We start from the raw sequence: 25,495 nt of genomic DNA, 5'->3' as shown, positions 1-25,495 counted from the left end.
GTAATGCAATTAAAAATCGAAGAGTAAAGTGTAAATCAGAAAGCAAGAAATGAGTGGGAAAATGAGCGAATACCCAGATTTAGTGGTTGTTGGAGCAGGATTATTCGGCTTAACTGTAGCTCAGCAGGCTGCAGAACGCGCTGGCGCTCGCGTTGAGATTATTGACGTGCGTAATCACATTGGCGGCAACGCTTACTCGTATTTTGACGAGCAAACGGGAATTGAAATTCACAAGTATGGTGCGCATCTTTTCCACACAAGCAATAAGCGCGTGTGGGATTATGTGAACCGCTTTACAACGTTTACTAACTACGTGCATCGCGTTTATGCAACGCATGATGGCGAAGTGTATTCGTTGCCAATCAACTTAGGTACAATTAACCAATTTTTCCACGCGCATTACACGCCAGAAGAAGCAAAGGCGCTTATTGCAAGTCAAGCAGGGGAGTTTGCTGGTAAAGATCCGCAAAATCTAAACGATAAGGGTATTAGCCTAATTGGGCGCCCGCTTTACGAGGCGTTTATTAAGAATTACACGGCAAAACAGTGGCAAACGGATCCTTCTAAGCTGCCTGCTGGAATTATTAAGCGCTTGCCTGTGCGATTTAACTACAATAATCGCTACTTTAAAGACACTTGGGAAGGATTGCCAACGGACGGATATACGGCTTGGATGCAGCGCATGATTGATAATCCGCTAATTCATGTTTCGCTTGGCGTGGACTTTTTCGACGAATCGCAGCCGTTTAACAAGTGCGCGCTGGCGGAAGCTGGAGTGCCAGTGGTTTATACGGGGCCAGTGGACAGGTATTTTGACTACGCGCTTGGCGAGTTAAAGTGGCGTACCGTTGATTTTAAGGAAGTGCGTTACCAGGAGAGCGACCACTTTGGCTGCCCAGTTATGAACTATTCGGATGCTGATGTTCCGTTTACGCGCGCGATTGAGTTTAAGAACTTTAATCCAGAGCGCGAGGAGGTTTCTACGGAGGCTAGCGGTGAAGCTAGCTGCGATGCTGATTTTGTGCCAGGTAAAAGCGTTAAAGCTGGGGAGACTGTTGTTTGGCAGGAGTATTCTCGCGCAGCCAGCCGCGAGGATGAGCCGTATTACCCTGTGAATACTGAGGAAGATAAAGCATTGTATGCGCGCTATGCGGAGCTTGCAGTGGCTGAGCCGAACACTGTTTTTGGTGGTCGATTGGGAACGTACAGTTACTACGATATGCACAATGTGATTGATATGGCTTTGCGCGCTTACGAATCGCAAGTAGCGCCACTTATTGCGCGTTAAGCGTAAGTAAAAGTCAGCGTAAGTAAGGCTGGCGCAAAGTATATAAGTATGAAAAAGGGCTTCTAGCGATTGGCTAGAAACCCTACTCGCGGAGAATACGAGATTCGAACTCGTGAGGCTGTCACACCAACACGCTTTCCAAGCGTGCGCCATAGACCACTAGGCGAATTCTCCACGTCAATCATTGTGCTAAATCGCATAACAAAAGACAACTTAAATAAGATAACATAGTGTGCGGATAATGCAAAATCGCGTGTTGTTGATTATGTGCGTGTTGTTGATTATATGATAGTGTAGATTTTTCATATGTAGTAAGCGATTTGCGATTTGCGACTTACTACAGATGCGCAAAACTACAGGATTATTAGCAAATACAGGATTTAAGTTTAGAAGGTGTTTAGCATGGATGTTGGTTTTGTAAAGAATATCCAAAAAATAAAACCTAAAAAACCGAATCCTGCAGTTGATCATAGTCCGCGCACAATGATGATTGGCATAATCTTAACAATTCTTGGCGGCGCGCTTTGGGGCACAAACGCTACTGTTTCTAAGATTCTAATGTCTAAATACCTTGTAAGTCCGCTGCAAATCGCGTGCGTTCGTCAGCTTGCTGCAGGCGTGCTATTCGTAATTGTTGCCTCAATTGTTAATCGCAAGCAACTCGTTGGCGCATTAAGCACAAAAAAATCATGGCCAATGCTAGTCGTAACAGGTATTGTGTGCGTGCTTTTAACGCAAGTTGCGTATCTTTTTACAATCGACTGGACTAACTCTGGAACAGCTACCGTTTTGCAAAGCCTCAATCTGCTTTTTGTTCTTGTTTACGTGTGTTTGCGGTCAAAAAGAACTCCGACTTTGCGCGAAAACATTGGTGTTTTGCTTGCGTTTGCAGGAACTGCGCTTATGGCAACGGGCGGCAATTTTAGCTCGCTTTCGCTGCCGTTGATGGGACTTTTGTGGGGATTAGCAGATGCTGCGAGTACGGCGGCGCTTGCGATTATGCCAGTTAAATTGATTGCAAAATGGGGAAATCTTACTGTAAACGGAATCACGTTTATTATTGCAGGTCTTATTATGCTGCCATTTGTGAAGCCATGGCAAACAATGCCTCCTTTAGATTTGAGCGCGTATTTGCTGTTTACTTTTACAATTGTTGGCGGAACTTTTGGCGCATATTGGATGTTTTTGGCTGGCATTATGCGAGTTGGATCTGTGCGCGGAACGCTTTTAGGCGCGAGCGAGCCTGTTATGGCTGCAATCACGGCTGTTGTGTTTACGGGAGCTGTGTTCTCGTGGGCTGATTTTGCAGGATTTGCGCTTATTTTTATTATGATGATTTTATTGAGGTGATTATGACGAATATGCAAGATGCACAAAACACGGATTTACAAAACCCAGATGCGCAAAACCCAGTCAATCGAGTAGAGCAGATGTATGAGTACGGCTACCGAAAGTCAAACTACGGCCCAGACGAGCTTGTAACAGACGCGCACGGAAATCCAATCAGCGTTATGGATGCCATGCTAAGCGCTCAAGATGCAAGCACTGCGCAAACTCAGACTCCGCACTTGTGCTTCTATTCGCCTAGAATCCCAGGGAATACAGGCTCTGCGATTCGCCTTTGCGCGGTAACTGGTACGATTTTGCATCTTGTAGAGCCGCTTGGATTTAATCTTCAAGACACAAAGCTTCGTCGCGCGGGTCTTGATTATCACGATATGGCACACGTTGTTATGCATCCGAATTTTGAAAACCTTGTTGAGTCAATGCCAAATTCTCGCATAATTGCGTTTACTGCAAACGCCACAAAACTTTACACAGATATTGAGTATAAGCCGAACGATATTTTGCTTTTTGGACCAGAACCAGGAGATATTCCAGATCCAATGGATATTATGGCAGGCCCGCATGTTGCGGAACAGGTTCGCTTGCCAATGCGACCTTCGCTTAGAAGCTTAAATCTTACGAATTGCGCATCAATCGCCATTTATGAGGCGTGGCGTCAGCTTGGATTTGAGGGCGGGAAGTAGTTATAAATAGCTAGAAATCGTCATAAATAGCCAAAAATAGTCTTAAAACTACTCATGCATTACAATGGTTAATATGCCTGTGTTAAAACGTAAACCGAAGCGGAAGATTAGTGCTGCGCGCCGCCGCATGTACATTCGCCGCCGAATCGTAGTTTGCGTGGGGCTGCTGGCTGTTTTAGTATTCTGCATTTTTTGCATAGTCAGCATTTTTAAGGGCATTAGCGCAATCGGAACCGCTATAAACAAACATTCAGACGTTACTCTATCTAAACAGCTTGTGCCAGATCCAAGGCCTGTTGGAGTCATAAAAAAATGCAGTGCAAAAGACGTTAGAATTGAGCTATCTTCTTCGTCTCAAGCTGTTCCAATGGGTGGAACTTTAGAGTTTAACGCTCACATTGTTTACGAAGGCGATGATTCATGCAGGATTGACGCTTCGAGCGGAAGAATGGTGTTGAATATAGGCCAAAGCGCAGGCGGTTCATCGCAAGCAGCTGGCGATTCTTCTGGCGCAAAAGGCGATAAGTCAAATAAGCAAAATAAGCAAAATAAGTCGAATCAGTCGAATAAGTCGAAAGACAAGTCTGCACAAGCAGTTGTTCCGCAATGGCAATCAGATATGTGCATAATTCCACTCAAGCCGCTACTTATGGCAAAAGGCGATTCGTACGATAAAAAGTTTACTTGGAATGCAAACGCTACGATTGGCACGCCAAGTGGAGAAAATTGCGCGAATGACTCCGATTTGCCTAAAGTTTCGCGCGGAACATACATTGCGCAAATCGAGCATAAAGACGTAGCAGGGTTGCAAAGCAATCCCGTGGTTATTTCTGTTCGCTAGTGCCTGCATAAATGACGCTAAAAAGTCGAAGCGAAGGGGTAAAATCGTTTCTTTGTACACGGTGTGTCATATAGCGGGCATACTCAAGGAACCGAAGAAGGCGCCCGCAAACCCAAAATCATTGATTTTAAGCGCGTTTGCTGCGATTTTCTAAAGCTCCCAAGGATTAATAAAACTAGCTAGCGATAAAGGAACGTCCATTGGCTGCTGAACAAGCTACGACGAACACCACCAAAGTCATCGCGCGTGCCGACGAGCACAGCATTAAGTTGCACAAAGCGTCGGATCGTGTGAATTTCGGCTCCATTTGTGAGCCAATCGATGTGCCATACCTCCTCGGTGTGCAAACCGACAGCTTTGACTGGCTGATCGGCTCCGAGCGTTGGAAGAAGCGCGTCGAAGAAGATGAGGCAAATGGCACTCACACTGTGCCACACGTCTCTGGTCTAGAAGAAGTGTTCCAAGAGATTTCTCCAATCGAGAATTTTGCTGAGACAATGAGCCTCACATTCTCGGATCCATATTTTGAAGAGCCACGTCACACTGTGCTTGAGTGCAAAGAGAAGGATTACACATATTCCGCTCCTTTGTACGTAAATGCAGAGTTTGAAAACGGCGAAACTGGCGAGATTAAAAGCCAGACTGTTTTTATGGGTGATTTCCCATTACAAACCCCACACGGAACATTCATTATTGGCGGCACTGAGCGCGTAATCGTGTCTCAGCTTGTGCGTTCCCCAGGCGTGTACTTCGATCGCACGCAAGATCGCACTTCCGATAAAGACGTTTTTGGCGCAAAAATCATTCCAAGTCGCGGAGCGTGGCTTGAGTTCGAGATTGATAAGCGCGATGTTCTTGGCGTGCGCGTAGATCGAAAGCGCAAGCAGTCTGCAATCGTATTCTTAATGGCAATCGGCATGACTAAGCCAGAAATTGCCGAAGCATTCCAGGGTTATCCTCTTGTTCTTGACGCTCTAGAAAAAGAGCCAATCGATACTCAAGACGATGCTCTTACAGACTTGTACAGAAAGATTCGTCCAGCAGATACCGCAACTGCCGACGCGGGTCGCAATTTGCTCGAATCCTTCTACTTCAACACAAAGCGCTACGATTTGGCGCGCGTTGGTCGCTACAAGATTAATCGCAAGCTTGGTTTGGAAGCGGATTACAACGATCGCAGCTTGAATCGCGAAGACATTATTGCCACAATCAAGTATTTGGTTACTTTGCATGCTGGCGAAAAGACCTTCCCAGGCAAGCGCGATGGCGAAGATGTGCAGTTGCGTGTAGACGTAGACGATATTGATCACTTTGGAAACCGCCGAATCCGCCAGGTTGGCGAGCTTGTACAGAATCAGATTCGTACTGGCTTAAGCCGCATGGAGCGCGTTGTGCGCGAGCGCATGACAACTCAAGACGCTGAGGCTATTACACCACAGTCATTGATTAACATTCGACCAGTTAACGCTACGATTAAGGAGTTCTTCGGAACTTCCCAGCTCAGCCAGTTTATGGATCAAAACAATCCTTTGGCAGGCGTTACGAACAAGCGTCGTCTTTCGGCTCTTGGTCCTGGTGGTCTTTCTAGAGACCGCGCATCTATGGAAGTTCGAGACGTGCACCCATCCCACTTTGGTCGTATGTGCCCAATCGAATCCCCAGAAGGTCCAAACATCGGTCTTATCGGTTCGCTTGCAACCTTTGGTCGCATTAATCCATTCGGCTTTATTGAAACGCCTTATCGTAAGGTTGTTAACGGTCATGTGACTAACGAAGTCGAATATATGACTGCAGACCGCGAAGCAGAGCATGTTATTGCTCAGGCAAACCAGGAACTCGACGAAAATGGCAACTTTGTTGGCACGCAGGCGCTTGCTCGCGTGGACGAAGAAGAGGCAGTCGATGTGCCTGTAAGCACTGTTGACTACATGGATGTTTCTCCACGTCAGATGGTTTCCCTTGGCGCAAGCTTGATTCCATTCTTGGAGCACGATGAAGGCCACCGTGCTTTGATGGGTACCAACATGCAGCGCCAGGCCGTGCCTCTTATTAAGTCGGAGCGTCCACTTGTTGGTACGGGTTCCGAATGGCGTGCTGCAGTTGATTCTGGAGACGTGATTCTTTCCGAAAAGCCAGGCGTTGTAACCTACGTTTCTGCGGATATTATTCGCGTTATGAACGATGACGGAACTCAATCTAGCTACAAGCTTTCTAAGTTCCAGCGCTCCAACCAGACTACTTGCTACAACCAGGTGCCGCTTATTAAAGATGGTGAGCGCGTGGAAGCAGGAACTGTTTTGGCTGATGGCCCTGCAACAGACAAGGGTGAGCTTGCACTCGGCAAGAATTTGCTCGTTGCGTTTATGCCTTGGAACGGCTACAACTACGAGGACGCTGTGATTATTTCTCAGCGACTCGTGCAAGACGATACGCTTTCTTCGATTCACATTGAAGAGTACGAGATTGATGCTCGCGAAACCAAGCTTGGTGCCGAAGAGATTACTCGCGACCTTCCAAACGTTGGCGAAGACGCTATTGCAAACCTCGACGAGCGCGGTATCATTCGCATTGGTGCCGAGGTGGAAGCTGGCGACATTTTGGTTGGTAAGGTAACACCTAAGGGCGAGACCGAGCTTACTCCAGAAGAGCGCTTGCTTCGCGCAATCTTTGGCGAAAAGAGCCGCGAAGTTCGAGACACTTCGCTTCGTGTGCCTCACGGCGAAACTGGTACTGTGATTGCTGTTAAGGAAATCACTCGTGAAGACGCTGAAGACGATGGCGATGAGCTTCCAAATGGCGTAAACCAAATGATTCGCGTGTACATTGCTCAGCATCGTAAGATTACGCAAGGCGATAAGCTTTCTGGTCGTCACGGTAATAAGGGTGTTATTTCTCGCATTTTGCCAGAAGAAGATATGCCATTCTTGGAGGATGGTACTCCAGTAGACATTATGCTTAACCCGCTGGGCGTGCCTTCTCGAATGAACCTGGGCCAGGTGCTCGAGCTTCACTTGGGTTGGATTGCTCACGCAGGCTGGGATATTAACTTGGATCCAGACCTTGAGGCCGCTTGGAAGAAGTACGTGCCAGAAGGCGCCGAGCACGGCGATCCATGCACTCCTGTTGCAACTCCAGTGTTCGACGGCGTGCGCCCAGAGACCTTGAAGGGTCTTTTGAGCACTACGCTTGCGGACCGCGATGGCAATAAGCTTGTTGGCTCCGACGGTAAGGCAACATTGTTTGACGGCCGCACTGGTGAACCATTCCCTAAGCCAATTTCTGTTGGTTACATGTACATCTTGAAGCTGCATCACTTGGTTGATGATAAGATTCACGCTCGTTCCACTGGTCCTTACTCTATGATTACCCAGCAGCCGTTGGGTGGTAAGGCTCAGTTCGGCGGCCAGCGCTTTGGTGAGATGGAAGTGTGGGCGCTTGAGGCTTATGGCGCTGCGTACACATTGCACGAAATGATGACCACAAAGTCTGATGACGTTGACGGTCGCGTGCGCGTGTATGGCGCTATTGTTAAGGGCGATAATCTTCCACCTGCTGGTATTCCTGAGTCCTTTAAGGTGTTGCTCAAGGAAATGCAGTCGCTCTCCTTGAATGTTGAGGTGCTTAACTCCGAAGGAGTGGCAATCGACATGAAGGATGAAGATGATGATCCGGTGTCGTCTTCTGAAAATTTGGGCTTTAATATTGGTGCACGACCAGATTCGTCTGCCAAAGAAGACCAAGTTATTCAAGAACCTGAATACCAGTGATACAAGTGTTACAAGTGTTTTAATCACTAATCACTAATCACTAATCATTAAGAAACTTAGAAAAACAATTTCATGAGACAGGACGATAATAGTGCTGGACGTCAACGCATTTGACAAACTGAGGATTGGACTGGCCACTGCCGAAGACATCCGTAGCTGGAGCCACGGCGAAGTTAAGAAGCCAGAAACCATTAATTACCGTACCCTTAAGCCAGAGAAGGATGGTCTGTTCGGTGAGCAGATTTTTGGTCCTACTCGCGATTGGGAGTGCGCGTGCGGCAAGTATAAGCGCGTGCGCTTTAAGGGAATCGTGTGCGAGCGATGCGGCGTGGAAGTTACACGCAGCCGCGTTCGCCGTGAACGCATGGGTCATATTGAGCTTGCGGCTCCTGTAACACACATTTGGTTCTTCAAGGGTGTGCCAAGCCGCTTGGGATATTTGCTCGACATTGCTCCAAAAGACTTGGAAAAGGTCATCTACTTTGCAGCCTACATGGTTACTAAGGTAGATGAAGAGCAGCGTCACCAGGATCTTCCAGACTTGCAAGACGAGTTTGATACCGAGATTGGCAATCTTCGCAAGCGCCGCGACAACGAGATTGATGCGCGTGCAAAGAAAGCAGAAGAAGATCTTCACGAGCTAGAAGAATCGGGCGAAGCAAAAGGTAGCGCAAAGTCTAAGTTGCGTGCTGGAGCTGAGCGCGAAATGTCTGCTATCCGTACTCGCTACGACGAGCAAATTCAGCGTTTGAACGCAGTTTTCGATCGCTTTAAGGGCTTGCGTGCAGGAGATATGGAAGGCGATGTTGATCTTTGGCGAGAGATGGAAGACCGCTATGGCGACTACTTTGAAGGATGCATGGGCGCGGAAGCAATCAAGAAGCGCTTGCAAGACTTCGATCTTAAGTCGGCTGCTGTAGAACTTCGCGAAGAAATCGACAATGGTACTGGTCAGCGCAAGGCGCGCGCTTTGAAGCGACTTAAGGTTGTGAACGCGTTCTTGACTACTGGAAACAAGCCAGAAGCAATGGTTTTGGACGTTATTCCAGTAATTCCACCAGACTTGCGACCAATGGTTCAGCTTGATGGTGGCCGCTTTGCAACATCTGATTTGAACGATTTGTACCGTCGCGTAATCAACCGTAATAATCGTTTGAAGAGGTTGATTGAGCTTGGCGCTCCTGAAATCATGCTTAATAACGAAAAGCGCATGCTTCAGGAAGCTGTTGATTCACTCTTCGACAACGGTCGTCGTGGCCGCCCAGTAACTGGCGCATCCAATAGGCCATTAAAGTCGCTTTCCGATATGCTTAAAGGTAAGCAGGGTCGATTCCGCCAGAACTTGCTCGGTAAGCGAGTGGATTATTCTGGCCGTTCCGTAATTGTTGTTGGTCCAAGCCTTCGCATGCATCAATGCGGTTTGCCTAAGCCAATGGCGTTGGAGCTGTTTAAGCCATTCGTTATTAAGCGTTTGGTAGATCAGGGCTTTGCACAGAACATGAAGAGCGCCAAGCGCCTTGTGGATCGCGGAGATTCCGAGGTTTGGGGCGTGCTCGAGGAAGTTATTTCCGAGCATCCTGTTCTTCTTAACCGCGCGCCTACGCTTCACCGCTTGGGTATTCAAGCATTTGAGCCAATCTTGGTTGAAGGTAAGGCAATTCACTTGCCACCACTTGCTTGCGCAGCATTCAACGCCGACTTCGATGGTGACCAGATGGCAGTGCATTTGCCACTTTCCGCAGAAGCTCAAGCAGAAGCTCGCAGCTTGATGATGGCATCCGACAATATCTTAAAGCCAGCAGATGGTCACACTGTTACAATGCCATCTCAGGATATGATTTTGGGCTTGTACTACTTGTCTACCGTAATCGACGGTGCAAAGGGTCAAGGCCGAATCTTCTCTTCGCTTGCAGAGGCGCAAATGGCGCTCGACAAGCACGAGATTGACATGCAAGCTAAGGTGTTAATTCGCGTTCCTGCAGACTTTGTTTTGCCAAAGGATTGGCAGCCTAGCGATCTTAAGGTTGTAGACCCAGAGCCAGGCAGCCCAGATGTTGTGCGTGAAGAGCGCTTTAAGGATGGAACTGTTCTGTTTGCAACGTCTTGCGGTCGCGTGCTGTTTAATAGCACTCTTCCAGAGGATTATCCGTTTGTAAACCAGCAGGTTCCAAAGGGTGTTCTTTCTAAGATTGTTGACGACATTGCTACGCGATATTCCACCGCTCAGGTTGCCGCAAGCCTCGATGCTTTGAAGGATCTTGGCTTTACGCGCGCACCTTGGTCGGGCGTTACAATGGCATTCTCCGACATTGTGCTTCCTCCAAATCGCGAGCAAATTGCGCAAGATTACGAGGATCAGGCTGCAAAGATCAACTCCCAGTACGATATGGGTCTTCTTACAGACGAAGAGCGCCGTCAAGAGTTGATTAACTTGTGGACTGAATGCACCGATAAGGTTGCAGACGCAATGCGTGAGAACTTCCACGACGACAACAATGTGAACATTATGGTTCAGTCTGGCGCACGTGGTAACTGGATGCAGATTCGTCAGATTGCTGGTATGCGAGGCTTGGTGGCAAATCCTAAGGGCGAGATTATTCCTCGTCCTGTTAAGTCAAACTACCGCGATGGCCTTTCCGTGTTGGAGTACTTCATCTCGCAGCACGGTGCTCGTAAGGGCTTGGCAGATACCGCACTTCGTACAGCAGAATCTGGTTATTTGACTCGTCGTCTTGTGGACGTTTCTCAGGAAGTTATTGTTCGCGAAGAAGATTGCGGCACAAAGCGTGGTCTTGTTATGAAGATTGCAGACCGCGACGAAAATGGCAATTTGACGCTTGTTAAGGCTGCTGATGGTGGCCCATACTCGCGCTTGCTCGCTGCAGACGTGCTCGATCCAGCAGACAGTACAACAGTTTTGGCAAAGTGTGGAGACGCGCTTTCTATGGACGTTTTGCGCAGCTTGGTTGCTCACGGCGTTGAAGAGGTTAAGGCTCGCTCTGTGCTTACTTGCGAATCTAAGCGTGGCGTTTGCGCAAAGTGCTACGGCTGGTCTTTGGCTACAAGCCGACTCGTGGATGTTGGCGAGGCTGTTGGTATTGTTGCAGCACAGTCCATTGGTGAGCCTGGTACGCAGCTTACGCTTCGTTCCTTCCACTCTGGTGGCGTTGCTTCTGCAAGCGATATTACGCAGGGTCTTCCTCGTGTTACCGAGCTTTTTGAGGCTCGTACTCCTAAGGGCGAGGCTCCAATCGCAGAGTTCCCAGGCGTTGTAAAGGTAGAAGATACGGATCACGGTCGTCAAGTCACTTTGACTCCAGACGATACAACCGTTGAGCCAATCGTTTACCCAGTAACTCGCCGTGCTCCAATGCTTGTTAAGGATGGCGACCACGTTGAGGTTGGCACGCAGCTTATTGAGGGTTCTGTGGATCCTAAGAAGATTTTGCGAATCCTTGGCCCGCGTGCAGCTCAGGTGAATATTGTGGAAGAAGTTCACAACGTTTACCGTTCTCAGGGCGTTGATATTCACGATAAGCACATTGAGGTTATTGTTCACCAGATGCTTCGCCGTATTACGGTGATTGATTCTGGAGACACTGAGCTTCTTCCAGGTGAGCTTGTGGATCAGGCAAAGTTCCGCGAGGCAAATCTTGCTGCCGTTAAGAATGGCGGTAAGCCTGCTGCTGGTCGACCAGAGCTTATGGGTATTACCAAGGCTTCTTTGGCTACGGATTCTTGGCTTTCTGCCGCATCCTTCCAGGAGACTACACGCGTGCTTACTGAGGCTGCTTTGAGCCAGAAGGAAGATGATCTTAAGGGTCTAAAGGAGAACGTGATTATTGGTAAGCTCATTCCAGCTGGTACTGGTTTGGCGCGCTACCGTAATGCGGATGTGTCTGCGGATCCAGAAGTTCGTGACGCTATGTATCCAAATCTTGCTGTGACTGCTGAAAATAGCACTCCATCAAACTTTGGTGAAAGCGACATGGCAGATGTTGACTTCTCCAACATTGATTTTGGAGACATGAAGCTCGGTGATGATTTTAATCCAGATGATTATCTTGACGATCAAGGTGGTCAGAGTGATTACGATGATGACATTGAGTAATCATGTGATTGCTTAATTGTGTGATTGCTTAATCAAGCAAATCTGCTTCGACTAGCCGTTGCAAGTTGTTTTACGCATCTTGCAGCGGCTTTTTTGTTCGCTTTGACTGAGCTTGAAATTGCATAACGCGTTTCAAGCTCCTTCAAAGCGTGATTTGGCTCAGGCATAAAGTCCAGTGGACTTTATGTGCCAAATCAGCCGAGCGGCTACTAATAGCCGTGCGCTCTGACCTGCCTTTTCGCTTAAAGCGTAGCGCGAAAAGGCAATTCGGAGCGCTGAGCCGCTCAAAGCAGAAGCACTGCTTCTGCGCGGCGAAGACGCTCGCGCGCTTAGCTGCACTACAGATTTGCGTGTTTATGTAGTGCGATTGTATGGCGACACGCCGTAAATTCGGTACAAACGCACTACAAGGTAGGTCGTGGCGTTGCGGCAGATTGTTTGGCATTATCTACAAAAATCGCCATTGAATTTTGCACGTTTTGCTATTTATAGATCGGAGTCAAGTATAGTAAATCTTATTTATGTAAAACGAAATGTGTTTATGTGAAAAATCGAAGAACATAAATAATCGAAGAACATAAATAAGAATTAAAACTTATTTGAAAGCGAGCTTAAAATGAGCGAAACACTAGTCCTAACGCGCAAAGATTACGTTACAAGAACCATAATTCGAGTTATTGCAATAGTTTCATCCATTTACGGAATGGCAATGTCTTGGGATTCAATGGCGCTAACGTATTTTACGAATCTTTCTAACTTGATGATTTGCGCGGCGCTGCTTGGCTCGCTGATTCTAGACGCGCGAAGTGCGCTTAAGTCTAAAAGCGATGAGCAGGGTGTGCAGGCTGAGCGCACTGGCGGCTGGGTAGATTCAAAGCCAAACGCATGGTACGTTTTTAAATTTATGATGACGATTTCGATTGCCGTCACGTTTACGCTGTATCTGTGCTTTTTGGCTCCTACAAATAAGCTCGGATTTGTTGGCGCGTACATGAACAATGGGTGCTCAAGCTTATGCGTGCATTTTATAACGCCGTTGCTTGCGATTTTTGACTTTATTCTTTTTGACTACAAATACAAGTCCAGCCGTGCGCACGTTTATTTTGCTACGATTCCGCCGCTCACTTACGTTGCGTACGCTGTTGCTCTAAGCGAGTTTGCTGGCGTGCGTTGGGGAGAGCATGCTATGGCAGCGCCGTACAATTTTTTGAACTACAAAGCGCCTGCAGGGTGGTTTGGTTTTGCGCTAAACACGTTTAATTCCACAACTCTTGGAGTTGGTGTTGTTTATTTGCTTGCCATTTTTACGCTGATTTTTATTGGCATTGGAATAGCATTTCTTGCGATTAAAAACGATCGCGCGACGACCTGCCTTCGAGCTTAGAGCGTAGCGCGAGAAGGCAATTCGGAGCGCTGAGCCGCTCAAGGCAGAAGCATTGCTTCTGCGCGGCGAAGACGTGAGCGCGGTTAATCCGCGCGAGCGACCTTCCGCGTTTTGTACCATTTTTGGGTCAAATTTGGTACAAAGTGCGGAATCAAGCGACACGACACGCGCGCGAATCTACTTGCATGGGCGCTTTGACTGAGCTTGAAATTGCATAGCGCATTTCAAGCTCCTTCAAAGCGTGATTTGGCTCAAACGTAAAGTCCAGTGGACTTTACGTGCGGCGAAGACGTGAGCGCAGCTAATCTGCGCTAACGACGACCTGCCTTGTAGTGCGATTGTATCTAATTTGGGCATTTTTTGGTACAAACGCACTACTAAGTTACATACAAACTAAGCCAGTTGGTAGAATTGTGTTTATGTGTACGGAAGAATCTGCGCTAACAGACGTTCAGTCGTTGCTTGAAGGCACTCTTAAAAACGCGCATGAACGCAACACCAATGTTTTGCTTGTTTTTGGAGCACCAAACGCTGGCAAGTCAAGCTTTGCGCTTAGCGCGTTGCTTTTGGGTTTGCGTTTTGATTGGAGCGCGGCATCTGATTCGCCTTGCTCGCTCAATAATCGCGCTGCGCAGCTTTTGCTAAAAAACGCTATTCGTGGTGATATAGCTGTTGCCGCTGCTCAAAATCGCTCTACAGCTGCACGAATGTCGGATTACGTGATTCAAAACTTGGGTGTTTCGCATCAATCGCGCCCAGTTGGCACACTTTCCGCGCTTGCGTTTAGTTTGATTTCCGCGCGAAACAAGCTTTTTGGCATGCCTGCACCTAAGTTGCTTAATGGCGCTGAGCAAGATGCGCTTCTTCGCGAAGTTGTGCGCGTACACGTTAATCACGTTTTGCAAGGCGATAGTGGCAATTGCAAAGTTTGCGCTCTTTTTAGCGAGTATTTTGCTAGCGACTATTCTAAAGATTCTTCTTCTAAAGATTCTTCTAGCGATTCTTCTAAAAATTCTTGGATTTACACAATTTCTAAATTACAAAACGCGCAAAATAGCGATGATTCGCTCGATTCACCTGATTCGCTAGATTCTAATTACATCTCTAACATCTCTGTAAATAGCGCTTTTATTCACCAACTTCGAGATATGCTCGCGCGCTTAGACGAGATGGGCATTGTAAGCGATTTTGCGGAAAAAAATATGTTGAACAGTTTGGACTCGCATCTTAGTGTTAACTCGGATTTTGTATCGTCTATTATTGTTAGCCGCATTAGAACTCAATGGAATTTGGCTTTTGCTCTTAGAAGCGAGTATGCGGATTGCGTTCTCAAAAAGTATCCGAACGCTTTTAGGCTTGATTCTTCTAGGCTTTTGGCAAGTGGCGTTCAAATTTTGAACGATATTTTTAATAATTTACATTGCAATAGTGCTAATGAATCTTGCGATTCTTCCCTTGAATTTTACGCTCTTAAGCTCTTCCTTCCGCGCATGTTAGTTGTTGACGATTTTCACGACGTAACGCTTGCTGGTTTGGCTTTTCTTGAGTCGCTAGCGCGCTTGGGTGTGAAAATTGTTTTAACGGCGAATCCCGACGAATCCGTTCAATCCTTCCGCGGATCGTACCCAGATTACGTTGTTGAATCAGCGCAAAATGGCGTTATGCAAGCTGCTGTTTCTAAAATTTGCGATTATAAGCTCGAAGGATTTGGCGAAGATTTTGCAAAACAGACATCGCAAAATGTAAAGCGCCAAGAATCGCAAAATATACGCGATTTTCTAAACCACTCCAATCGCTCAATTGCGCTAAATCTTTTTTCTGCACGCGTTTCTCTTTCGATTGCTTCGCTTATGCCAACGCAAACGCCAATGGCCCGCAGGGCTTGGAAAATGGCCAATATTCAAGGTGCTTTTCCTATAGAAAAAATCGAATTAAATTTGCAAAAAACAGAAAATTCTTCGGTTTCTGGCGATTTGTACAGAACTCCTAGCCAAGAGATGGATTGCGTTATTTGGCAAATAAAGCGCGCTCATCTAGACAATAAGATTCCGTGGAAAGACATGGCTTTAATTGCGCACGATAATGCAACAGTTCGCGCGTTTGGCGAGCGTCTTAGAAAAGACGGAGTTCCTGTGCGCTACTCGAGCGTCACGCGCGCGCTTAGAGACGAGCTGTTTATTAAAGCGCTTTTTGCGATTATTGAGTTAGCGCAATTTAGTCAAAAAAGTGTTGACGATTTAGCAAAAAGCGTGCATTCTGGCAATTACACGCTTTATTCGATTGCGCATTTTGTTCGTTCTAGAATAAAGACCGTTTTGGAAAGTCCGCTTGTGGATTCTGGCGACTACAATTGCGCGGATTTGGCGGCTGTTGACTCGCTTATGCGCTCGATCTGTTCACTTAGCGAAGTGATTTCAGGCGCAAATGCAAGTGGCACAAATTCGCCGTTGAGTAAGCTTATAGAGCAATGGGAAGTGCTTAGCAATCGCATTTTAAGCGCAAATGAGCCATCTACATCTGCAGCCCAAAGCACAAACGTTACGGTTGACAATCGCGTTTTTAACGCGCAACCAAACGCAAATAGCACGCAATTTAGCATTGAGTCGTGCTACATTTTGATTCTTAAGGCGTTTATTGACGGCTGCTCTTCGGTTGCTGGCGATTCTGGCGATTCCGTGGATTCTGGCGATTTAGAAGACGAAGAGACTCAAGGCGCAAAATCTACAGAAATCTTTTCTGTTTTGCAAAAAATGCGCCCAAACAGTGTTCATACGCGTGCGTTAATGCGCGTGTTTAATATTGTGCTAAGACTTTCTAAAAACCTAAAAAATAACCTTGAAAAAGTTAAAAATAGCGGAGAAAATCAAGTTAGCTACGTTTTGAGTAAAGCTTGGAATCTTTGCAATTGCGCTAAAAAGTGGCAAATTCAAGCGCTTAGCAACAACGATGAAGGTCGCGCTGCAAACGATAGGCTAGACGCTGCAATGCGGCTTTTTGAGTACGCGGATTCGTTCTCGTATACAGTCTCGCAAAGCCAGCAGATGCCTAATGGAGTCTCGGCTGCTCCGACAATCGCGGAGTTTATTGATCAAGTTTGCCAAATGGAAATCGAAGCGGATTCGCTTGCAAGCGTGGCCCCTCTTCCAGACGCTGTGACTCTTACAACGCCTTCTGGTTCGGTTGGAAGACTTTGGGATTACGTGTGGATTCCAGCTGTTCAGCAGAGAGTTTGGCCAAATACTGCCGCTAGAAGCACTATGTTTGCTTCGGAAACGCTTGTTGATATTGTGCTAAATAGCAGGATTTTGAGCAGCGATAGTAATGATATTAGCGATATAACGTACTTCTTTGACGCGTATTCTAAAAATCCTAATGGCATTTGCGTAAGCGATAAACAAGCGATTTTTACTGGCGAACAGCGAAGTTTGCTAATGGCAATTACGCGCGCTCGCAAGCATCTTTGCATAAGTGCGGTTAATAGTGATGATTGCGTTCCTTCGGACTTTTTGTACTACTATTTGCCAGAGATTTATTGGAGAAATCAAGACGGAAGCTGCGATTACACAGATTTTTGTGGCGATTTTGCGGCGGTTGATGCCGATGCAAGAGGTCTTGTTTGTGCGTCTAGAATCACGCTTGCTAAAGAGGAGTGTGGCTCTAATGATGGCCATAAATTGGCAAAAAATTCTACGATTCAAGATGCGTTAGATGCGTTAAATCTGTTGAAAAACAACGGAGTTGATGCAGCAAATCCAGATAATTGGGATTTTATGCGTAAAAATTACGATTCTGCGATTGATTCTGCGATTGATTCTGCGAAGCCAGAATCGCAAGCAACCGCAAAGTCGCAAGTAACCGCAGAATTGCAAGAAGAATCGCCACTAAAATCACAAGAAAAGTCACAAGAAAAAGTCTCCACTAATAAAAATCTTGTAACTCTATCTCCTTCGATGGTAGATAAACTTTGGTCTTGCCCAGTTTGTTGCCTTTTGGAAAGTAAATTTGCGGGGCCTGCCGTAGGAAGTACGGCAGCACAATTCGGTACGCTTATTCACGAAACTGCAAGGTGGGCAAGTCAAGATGAGCATTTAGACAACGATTATTTGCGCAAAAACTACCCACAGCTTCAAGCGTTTGTTAGCGGGTTTGTTGGCACTCGCGCGCAGGAATCTGCGGACTTTGATTTTTCGTTTGATTCGTTTAGCGCTTTGCAAAAAAAGGCGATTGAAGACGTTGCAAATAAGATGATTGAGCATTATTACTCGATTTGCCCGAGTGATTCTAGTATTTCTAACGTAAAAGACCGCTACCGTTTTATAAAAAACGATTTGAATGTTCGCCGCGCGCTTTACACGATTGCTCAATATTTTGTAGGCTCGCTAAACGGGCAAAATTACCCGATTCTTGTGCAAAAAGACGAAGATGGTGTTGTAACAAAGATTCTGCCTGCACCCGAAAAGTCAAAGACAGCTAAGCCGACTATTGCAGATGTTCCTTTGGGTAGTCTTGAGAAAGCTTATTGCGAGTGCAAAATAAACGCCACTTTTGGCTTTGACGATATTCTAAACGCGTACAATCTTGCTGCTAAATCGCAAACAAGTTTGGAAGATCTTTATTCAATAATGGGATTTTTGGTAGGCGGATGGCCTAATGGCGGCTCATGCGATTTGCGCGTTAGAATCCAGGGGCGAATCGACCGCATGGAGCTTAGAAAGTTAAACGACAACACGCAACAAATTCGCCTAATCGACTATAAAACAGGAAAAGTTCCTAAAACACAGCAAGTTTTTAACGATTTGCAACTTATTTGCTATCAACTAGGAATTGTTTTTTGCTCCGAAAACAACAAAGATTATGAGCAACTGCTAAAGCTTAAGCACACAAAAATCGCGCGAAGTGCGCTGTTCCACGTTGTGTATAAGGATTCTCCTGCGCAAGATAATGGTGTTGCGGAGAATATTTGTCAGCCTTCGCTGTTTGACGAAGATGGCTCGCTAAGCGCTAGTGAAATCATAAGTCGTTACAGATATTCTAACAATAATCGACTTTACGATCTTCCAAGTATTGATGAGCAAAATCCTGCGCAAGGCGTAAGTCAAAGTGCGTGGGCGGATTTTGTGAAATTGCCAATGCGCGCAAAATGGTCGCTTATGATGATATCTCGCGTATTTTTTGCCGCTGCTGCTGTTAAGTCAACAAGTTTTGCTGTAGAGCCAAAAGCGGATCATAAAAATTATTGTAGATGTTTAGACGTTTGCCCTGCGTGTGCGGAAAAAGTGGACACTGTTTACGAAGTGATTGAAGGTAAAAATGAGCAATAACAACGTTAGCGCCGTAAAATCCACACCTAATAGTGGTCCAAGTTTAGAGCAAAAAAACGTTATAGAAGCGCCGATTAATCAAGACGTGCTAATAGTTGCTGGAGCTGGCAGCGGCAAAACGTACACTATGACTCGTCGCGTAATACATTTAATTAAAAGCAAAGTTCCGCCAGAGTCCATATTGGGTTTAACCTTTACAAATAAAGCTGCTGCGGAATTGCTAAGTCGCGTTTCGGCGGAGGTTAGTGCAAGCGGAGCAAATGGTGCAAGCGGCGCAAAGTCATTCTTAAAGCCAGAAGTTATGACGTACGACGCGTTCTTTCAATCAATCGTAAGAAGATACGGGCTTTTGGTTGGCTTTAATCAAAACACAATGCCATTAAGCGATGCTGGCGCGATGGAAATCATAAAAAGTATAATCGGAAAATATTTAGATAATCCACAAAATAACGCTAAAAATTTAAGTAAGCTATACAATTTTGACACTTTGTGCGCTGATGTTATTAATCTTTGCTCCGAAATATCGTGCTCGATGATTGGAGTAGATAGTGTAGGCGCAACGTGCTCAAGCGTGCCTCAAGCTGTTCAAAAAATACGCGAGTGGAATAATGAGTTTGCAAAACACTTAAAAAACGTTATTGCAGATAAAAAAGTAGAATCGCCACTAAGCGCAAAAGCTCCAGCAATTCCAAAATACAAAAAAGTCAAAAAAACAGCTGGAATGAGCGAGCAAGACGTGGAGAAAGCGTCTGCGGAAAAATTTAAGGATGCGTGTAAAAGTTACGAAAAATATTGGGATGATTCGTGCTTGCAATTTTGCATAAATCTATACAACGCTTGCCTAAAACGAGACATTTTGCTAGATCTTGTTTTACAATTTGACGCCGAAAAAAAGCGCGTAAACATGGCGCAATTTAGCGATTTTACGATTGCAGCTTACTATTTGGTTACGCATTTTCCTTCGATTTGTGCGCAATACAGGAATCAATATTCGCAAGTTCTTTTAGATGAGTATCAAGATACTTCTACAACGCAAGCAATGCTTATAAATACGCTGTTTTATGACGATTTTGATGCTGCAGAGGGGAATCGCACGCATGTTATGGCAGTAGGCGACCCGTTCCAAGCAATCTACTCGTTTAGAGGCGCTTCAACTGGAGCTTTTTGCAAGTTTGAACAAGACTTTAACATAAGCACGCAAAACAAGTATTCGCTAACTGTTACGCGCAGAAATTCGCTGTTTATACTAAAAGTTGCAAACGCGCTAACTGAGCCAATGCGCGTAGAAAATGGCGATACTTCAACGCAAAACGCAAGTCGTAGGTTTAGCAGCATTGACGATCGCGAAGTGCAAGTGGAAACCTTAAAGCCAAAAGATGATGCGCCAAATGGCACTGTTGGTGCGTTGTTTATGCCAAATCAAGGTGAAGAAATTGATGCAGTTGTGCGATTCGCTAAGAAAATCGTTGAAAAATATGGCGAAAATCCGCTCGAGCCGCAACTTGCAATTCTGTTTAGAAGTAAAGCAAAAATGCCACAATATGCTCAAAAACTGGAGGATGCTGGGATTCGCACAAGCATAGTTGGCTACTCTTCGATTATTGAAAAGCCTGCAGTTAAAGACGTTTTGAGTTTGCTAAGAGTTGTTCAAGATCATAGCGATTCAAATTCGCTTATGCGTCTTCTTGCCACTCCTCGTTTTGCGCTATCTACTGCGGATTTGAGCACATTGGCATCAATCGCAAATAGTGCGAATATGGAATATCTTTACAACGTGTATGCATCGGCTGGGCTTGTTGAGGAGGGATTGCCTAGAAGCCAGTGGGATTCTGCTATTCGCAATCTTAGAAATAAGACAAATAGTGGGGAAATATCTGGGCAAGTCATAAATATTTATGGCGGAGTGTATTTGGCAGATTTGATTATGCGCGATTTTGGGGCGAGTGGCGATTCTGGTAAGTCTGCGGTTGCTGGCGATTTTGGCGATTATTGGGTTAGTCGAATGCGAGAGAAGCTGAGCGAGCATGCATTCGCTGCCGTAAGCCGACTTAGTAAAATCCTAAATAAAGTTGATCGCGTGCAAAGAAATTCGCTAACAAGCGTTATGCAATCAGCTGTTGAAGCGCTTAACGTAGACATTGATAGCGCTGTTGGAGCGGCCTTAAAATACAAGGATTTTAGCAATCAAACAATGCTTAACGACATGCACAATGTGCTAGATTCGCTAAACGCGATTGTAGAAACGTATGTGCAAGAGATGGGCGAGTGGCAAGATGTTAGTTTGCGTGGACTAATAAGCTGGATTGACTCAGCAAAAACGCTTGATTCGCAAGCATCTATAACAGAGCAAAATAGCGCGCAAGTTGTTTTAATGACAGTTCACCAATCAAAGGGTTTGCAATGGCCTGCAGTTGCTGTAGTTGGGCTAAACGAGGGCGCTTTTCCAAGCAATCAAGGCGATTCGCTAAAAGTTGATGATAATGGGCAAGCCAGCGCTCGCATACCGATTGAGTTTGCTGCAAGCGTGCCTTCTGCGTTGCGCGTGGATGCCAATATTTTGCCGCATTTTCCGCATACAGTAACGCGCGCGGAGGCAATGCACCCAGAAAAAGCAATGCAAGACTTGGATAGTGTGCAAAAGATTTTTGACGAGATTAAGCCAGATAGAATCAAAGCTTTGTGTGATTTTGCGCAGGCTGTTCAAGAGGTGGATGCTGGCTCTGCGGATGCTTGTGATTCTTCGGATTCTGGCGATTTTTTGAGCGAAGAAACTCGCCGTGTGTATAATGCGTATAAATCCCAGCAAAGCGTTGATTTTATGCCATTTACGCAAAGTGAGGAGCGCGGAATTCAGCTTCACATGGACGAGCGACACCTTATGTACGTTGCTCTTACTCGCGCAAAGTTTGCAGCGCTTTTAACTGGTTCAGCAAATTCGGGAGATTCGGAAGAAAATGGGCGAAAGCGTGCAGCTTCGGTGTTTCTTAAGGAGTCGATGGAAGCTATAAAGTCGCTTAATGGTGTGATTGAGGTTAAAAGATGCGAGGCGGAAAATTCTGGCGATTCTGCGGATTCTGTGGATTCTGTGGATTCTAGTAATTCTGATGATTCCAGTGAAGACGTTTCCAGTGAAGACGTTTTTGGCTTTATTGCAGGCGATTTTGCGCATGAGTTTGCTAAAGATTTTGGAAAAATTAAAGTTCAAAGCGATTCGCATACTAAAGAAAGCGTGCTTGAATGGCCTTGTGCTTTGAGCGAAGATGTAGAAAATGCGCTTCAAGAATCTGCAAAGCTTGTTAAGAGTGAAGATTTTACTGGCGATTTTAATGGCAAATCTTCCTTAATATCTTCTCAAAAATCTCTTTATTGCCGCGCAAAAGCGTTTGTTCAAGATGCCGATTTAACTGCGCAAAATGCTGGCGATTATTCACTAGAAGACTTGGCAAAAAAGGTGGAAAAGATTTCCAACGGATCTAGGCTTAACGTAACGTCTTTGCAAAAAATAAGCAAAGTTGCGCCTGGTGTAAACGCAAACGCTAGCGCGCGCGCAAACAATCGAGTTTACAACAATCTATTGGCTTGCATTCGACCAATTCCGTCCATTTCGTCAATTGATGCAAATCTTGGCACCAAGTTCCACGCTTGGGCGCAACAATTTGTAGACTCTGCAGTGCCTTCTAGCGCATGCGAGTGTGCTAAGTGGCAGTCAGTTGTAGAAAGCGGAACTTTGTTAGATGAGCAATTTGTTCCTCAGACTCGCAAAGATTTGCTTTACGAATTTAATCAAAGTCGCAAGAATGCGTACTTTGCTAATGATTTGGCCAAATCTCAAGACGCTCAACTAGACGAATGGAAGCAACGGCTTATAGAATCGCGTTGGGCAAAACGAGTGCCGCTTGCCGCAGAAACGCCGATTTTAATGCAAATCGATAATGCAGAATTTGCAAATAGAATCATCAATGGCACTTTGGATGCTGTTTTTGCAGGGGGATTAGACGCTAACGACGAATCAAAACTCTACACAATCGTTGACTGGAAGACGGGTAAGCGGCCAAAAAGTGCGGAAGATATTCGCCTAAAACTTGAGCAGCTTGACTGGTATAGGCTGCTGCTTGCGCGCGCAACAAACGTTGATTTAAGATGCATTGACGCCACTCTTTACTATGTTAGCGAGGCGCGTGCGGAAAATCGCGAGATTCACGCGTTGTGCAAAACTCGTGACGAGATTTTGAGCGAGGCGTCTTTTTAGAATCAACGTATTTGGTAATCTAAAAGTAGAGCATAAGCCGATTTAAGTTAGTAAAAGTAAAGTTAGTAAAAGTAAAGTTAGTAAAAGTAAAAGAAGGACAAAATGACGGTTGAGTTTCGTCCAGTTAAAATTAACGACATTGACGCAATCGTAGAAGAATACGAGCGCACATGGGGGATCGCGAATGCTGTTGGAGCAGACGCTTCGCGCAATCTTTCTAGGCGATTTGTGCTGCACTATTTGGAGCCTTCTACTTACGGAACTGTTGCAACAATAAACGGCAAATTTATGGGGCTGCTTCTTGCGCGCGTGTACGGAGATAAAGTGCTGTTTAAGCAAGTTCAGAAGATGTTAGAAGAGCAAGAAGCAAAGATGTCTAGCAAAGGCGATTCTTTGCACGCAAAAGCGTTGGATTCTGCGATTGGCATGGGCCAGATTGAGCGCAAGTTAGAGGCGATGAGCCATGTTAACGACTTAACGCAAGCAGAGTTGGAGCTTTTTATTGTTTCTCCAGACGCTCGCGGGCACGGAGTCGGCGGCGGATTGTGGAAGCGCACAATGCAACATTTGCGCAGCCGCGGAGTGAACCGCTACTTTTTGCACACAGATACAGCTTGCGATGTTAGTTTTTACGATTATCACGGGCTTAGGCGAGATGCTACGTGGGCTAAAAAAGATCACGAAAAGTACGCGGATCGCGTAAAAGACCTTGTTGAAGACTTGTACATATACTCTGGCGAGCCGTTTGTAAACCGCACCAGACGCACGCATCGGTCGCGCTGATTAACTCCGCTTTTTGTACCAAATTTGACCAATCGTTCGCGCGGTCTAAGCGCGCTATTCCTCGCGGCTATTAGTAGCCGCTCGGCTGATTTGGCATGTAAAGTCCACTGGACTTTACATTTGAGCCAAATCACGCTTTGAAGGAGCTTGAAATGCGTTATGCAATTTCAAGCTCAGTCAAAGCGCTTTGCAGCGCAGAAGCAATGCTTCTGCCTTGAGCGGCTCAGCGCTCCGAATTGCCCTCGCACGCTACGCTCTAAGTGCTCAGGCAGGTCGTCGCGCGTACAAAATGCGGAAGAATGCTTGCGCGTATTAACTGCGCTTGCGCGTTACAATAATCCACCCAATTGACGCGATTGGAATCGCAACAAGCGTAGAAATCCACGGAACCATCATTCCTCCGCGCGAACTCCACGCGTCAATCGCAAATCCCGCAACCATGGATCCAAGCGAGGCGCCAGTCGCGGATGCTGTTGGAAGCCACGATAATCCTTCAGTAAGCGAATGCTCGGGAATTGTGTCTTTAACAATAAGGTTTCCAGTTGCAAAAATCGGCGAAACGCATAGTCCACTTAAAAGCTCAAAAATGCTTAGAAGCACAAGCCTATCTATGTTAATGTTCATAAGAATAAAGCCAATAGTAAGCAGGCTTAGAAACACGATTAGATGAGACCAGTTGGATCCGCGGAATTTATGCGAGCCAAAAATAACGGCTCCAACTAAAGACACGCATGCAAACAGCGCAAGTTGCAAGCCAATCAGTTTGTCTAATCCTTGCGCGCGCATTGCTGCTGTAACAGATACGTCAAAGGCGCTAAAACTCATGTTAAAAACAAGGAACATAACAACAAGCGGTATAATTCCGCGGTATAGAAGCACGTTTTTTGGCTTGTTTTTGCGATTTGTGTTCCTCAGCTGTTTTAGTGAAAGCCTATCTCTAAGATTTTTTGCGATTAGTTTCTTGCCATTTTTCGATGAGTCCTCACTTGCTGTGTAAGGGCCATTTTCCAGCGCGACTTGCACATCTTCATCATTTGCGGGTGCGCTTTCTACTTGCACGATTTTAACAACCGCAGGCTGCGTGTTTTTAAGCGATAAGAACCATGCTCCGCCTAGTCCGCTTGCTAGAACTGGCACAAAAAGCTGAGATACAGGGTGAACGCTAGTGGCAAGCCATGCAGCAAGAATTGGTCCGAATATAAACACAATCTCGTCAATTCCAGATTCCAGCGCGTATGCAACGTTTAGCAAAGTGTCGTCGCTTTGATTTTTAAGCGTATATGCCCAGCGAGTTCTAACAAGCGCGCCGAACGCAAATTGTGTAACACCCATTAAAATTGCAAGCGCAAATAATATTGGCAAAGGTATGTGGAAAAGTGCGGCGGTTGCAAACGACAGCATGCAAACAACTTGCGCACTTAGGGCGATTACGCCCACTTTTCGCTGGCCGAATCTATCAAAAAGCTTTGCGTATAATGGCGTTACAGCTGCTTGCGATAGCACGTATGCTGCGCTCATTGTGCCTGCAATTGTCCAATTGTTGTAAATGTGGTTTAATGCCAGAACAATTCCTAAGCCCATCATCGAAATAGGCAGCCTTGCTATTGCTCCAGATATGCAAAACGCTCGTGTTCCTTCAAAAGAGAACAATCTTACGTAGTTTGACATAGGCGAAGACTTTGGCTGCGCCGATTTCGATGACATATTCACTTCCCTTAAAT

General features: G+C 45.9%; 11 protein-coding genes and 1 tRNA gene. 10 read left to right on the top strand and 2 right to left on the bottom strand.

The window, feature by feature from the left end; genetic code table 11:
* Positions 1–61: 61 nt before the first annotated feature.
* On the top strand, positions 62–1,288 hold the full coding sequence (glf, locus tag D0T20_RS05690) for a UDP-galactopyranose mutase (protein ID WP_116438659.1): 1,227 nt from the start codon (positions 62–64) through the stop codon (positions 1,286–1,288).
* 89 nt (positions 1,289–1,377) lie between these two features.
* Here the strand turns inward: glf and D0T20_RS05685 are convergent.
* Positions 1,378–1,462, bottom strand: a tRNA-Ser gene (locus D0T20_RS05685).
* A 228-nt stretch (positions 1,463–1,690) separates the two neighbouring features.
* On the opposite strand from D0T20_RS05685, the gene D0T20_RS05680 reads away from it, so the two are divergent.
* From D0T20_RS05680 to D0T20_RS05635, 9 genes are all read left to right on the top strand, one after another.
* Positions 1,691–2,638 (top strand): DMT family transporter, encoded by a 948-nt coding sequence (locus tag D0T20_RS05680; protein WP_016786684.1) that lies wholly within the window; start codon positions 1,691–1,693, stop codon positions 2,636–2,638.
* Positions 2,639–2,649: 11 nt separating this feature from the next.
* On the top strand, positions 2,650–3,318 hold the full coding sequence (locus D0T20_RS05675) for a tRNA (cytidine(34)-2'-O)-methyltransferase (RefSeq protein ID WP_082258759.1): 669 nt from the start codon (positions 2,650–2,652) through the stop codon (positions 3,316–3,318).
* Between the two features lie 64 nt (positions 3,319–3,382).
* A complete protein-coding gene (locus tag D0T20_RS05670; protein WP_116438658.1) occupies positions 3,383–4,159 on the top strand; it encodes a peptide ABC transporter permease in 777 nt (258 codons plus the stop codon).
* 200 nt (positions 4,160–4,359) lie between these two features.
* Positions 4,360–7,926 carry a DNA-directed RNA polymerase subunit beta gene (rpoB, locus tag D0T20_RS05665; RefSeq protein WP_060785614.1) on the top strand — a complete coding sequence of 1,189 codons (3,567 nt, stop codon included), beginning with the start codon at positions 4,360–4,362 and terminating at the stop codon, positions 7,924–7,926.
* A gap of 91 nt (positions 7,927–8,017) precedes the next feature.
* Complete coding sequence (locus D0T20_RS05660; RefSeq protein ID WP_116438657.1) at positions 8,018–12,037, top strand: DNA-directed RNA polymerase subunit beta'; 4,020 nt, start codon at positions 8,018–8,020, stop codon at positions 12,035–12,037.
* A gap of 616 nt (positions 12,038–12,653) precedes the next feature.
* Positions 12,654–13,421 (top strand): hypothetical protein, encoded by a 768-nt coding sequence (locus D0T20_RS05650; RefSeq protein ID WP_102704916.1) that lies wholly within the window; start codon positions 12,654–12,656, stop codon positions 13,419–13,421.
* 419 nt (positions 13,422–13,840) lie between these two features.
* A complete protein-coding gene (locus tag D0T20_RS05645) occupies positions 13,841–18,742 on the top strand; it encodes a PD-(D/E)XK nuclease family protein (protein ID WP_116438656.1) in 4,902 nt (1,633 codons plus the stop codon).
* Positions 18,732–22,991 (top strand): ATP-dependent DNA helicase, encoded by a 4,260-nt coding sequence (locus D0T20_RS05640; RefSeq protein WP_116438655.1) that lies wholly within the window; start codon positions 18,732–18,734, stop codon positions 22,989–22,991. The genes D0T20_RS05645 and D0T20_RS05640 overlap by 11 nt, the downstream gene beginning before the upstream one ends.
* Positions 22,992–23,093: 102 nt before the next feature.
* Positions 23,094–23,774, top strand: coding sequence for a GNAT family N-acetyltransferase (locus D0T20_RS05635; protein WP_116438654.1), 681 nt, complete (start codon positions 23,094–23,096; stop codon positions 23,772–23,774).
* Positions 23,775–24,086: 312 nt separating this feature from the next.
* Here D0T20_RS05635 and D0T20_RS05630 read toward each other — a convergent pair whose 3' ends face one another.
* Positions 24,087–25,478: an MFS transporter gene (locus D0T20_RS05630; RefSeq protein ID WP_116438653.1), complete on the bottom strand. Its 1,392-nt coding sequence runs from the start codon at positions 25,476–25,478 to the stop codon at positions 24,087–24,089.
* Between the last annotated feature and the right edge of the window lie 17 nt (positions 25,479–25,495).

This window comes from Gardnerella piotii, from assembly GCF_003397585.1.
Classification (GTDB): domain Bacteria; phylum Actinomycetota; class Actinomycetes; order Actinomycetales; family Bifidobacteriaceae; genus Bifidobacterium; species Bifidobacterium piotii.
This window is presented reverse-complemented; position numbering and strand designations above follow the sequence as displayed.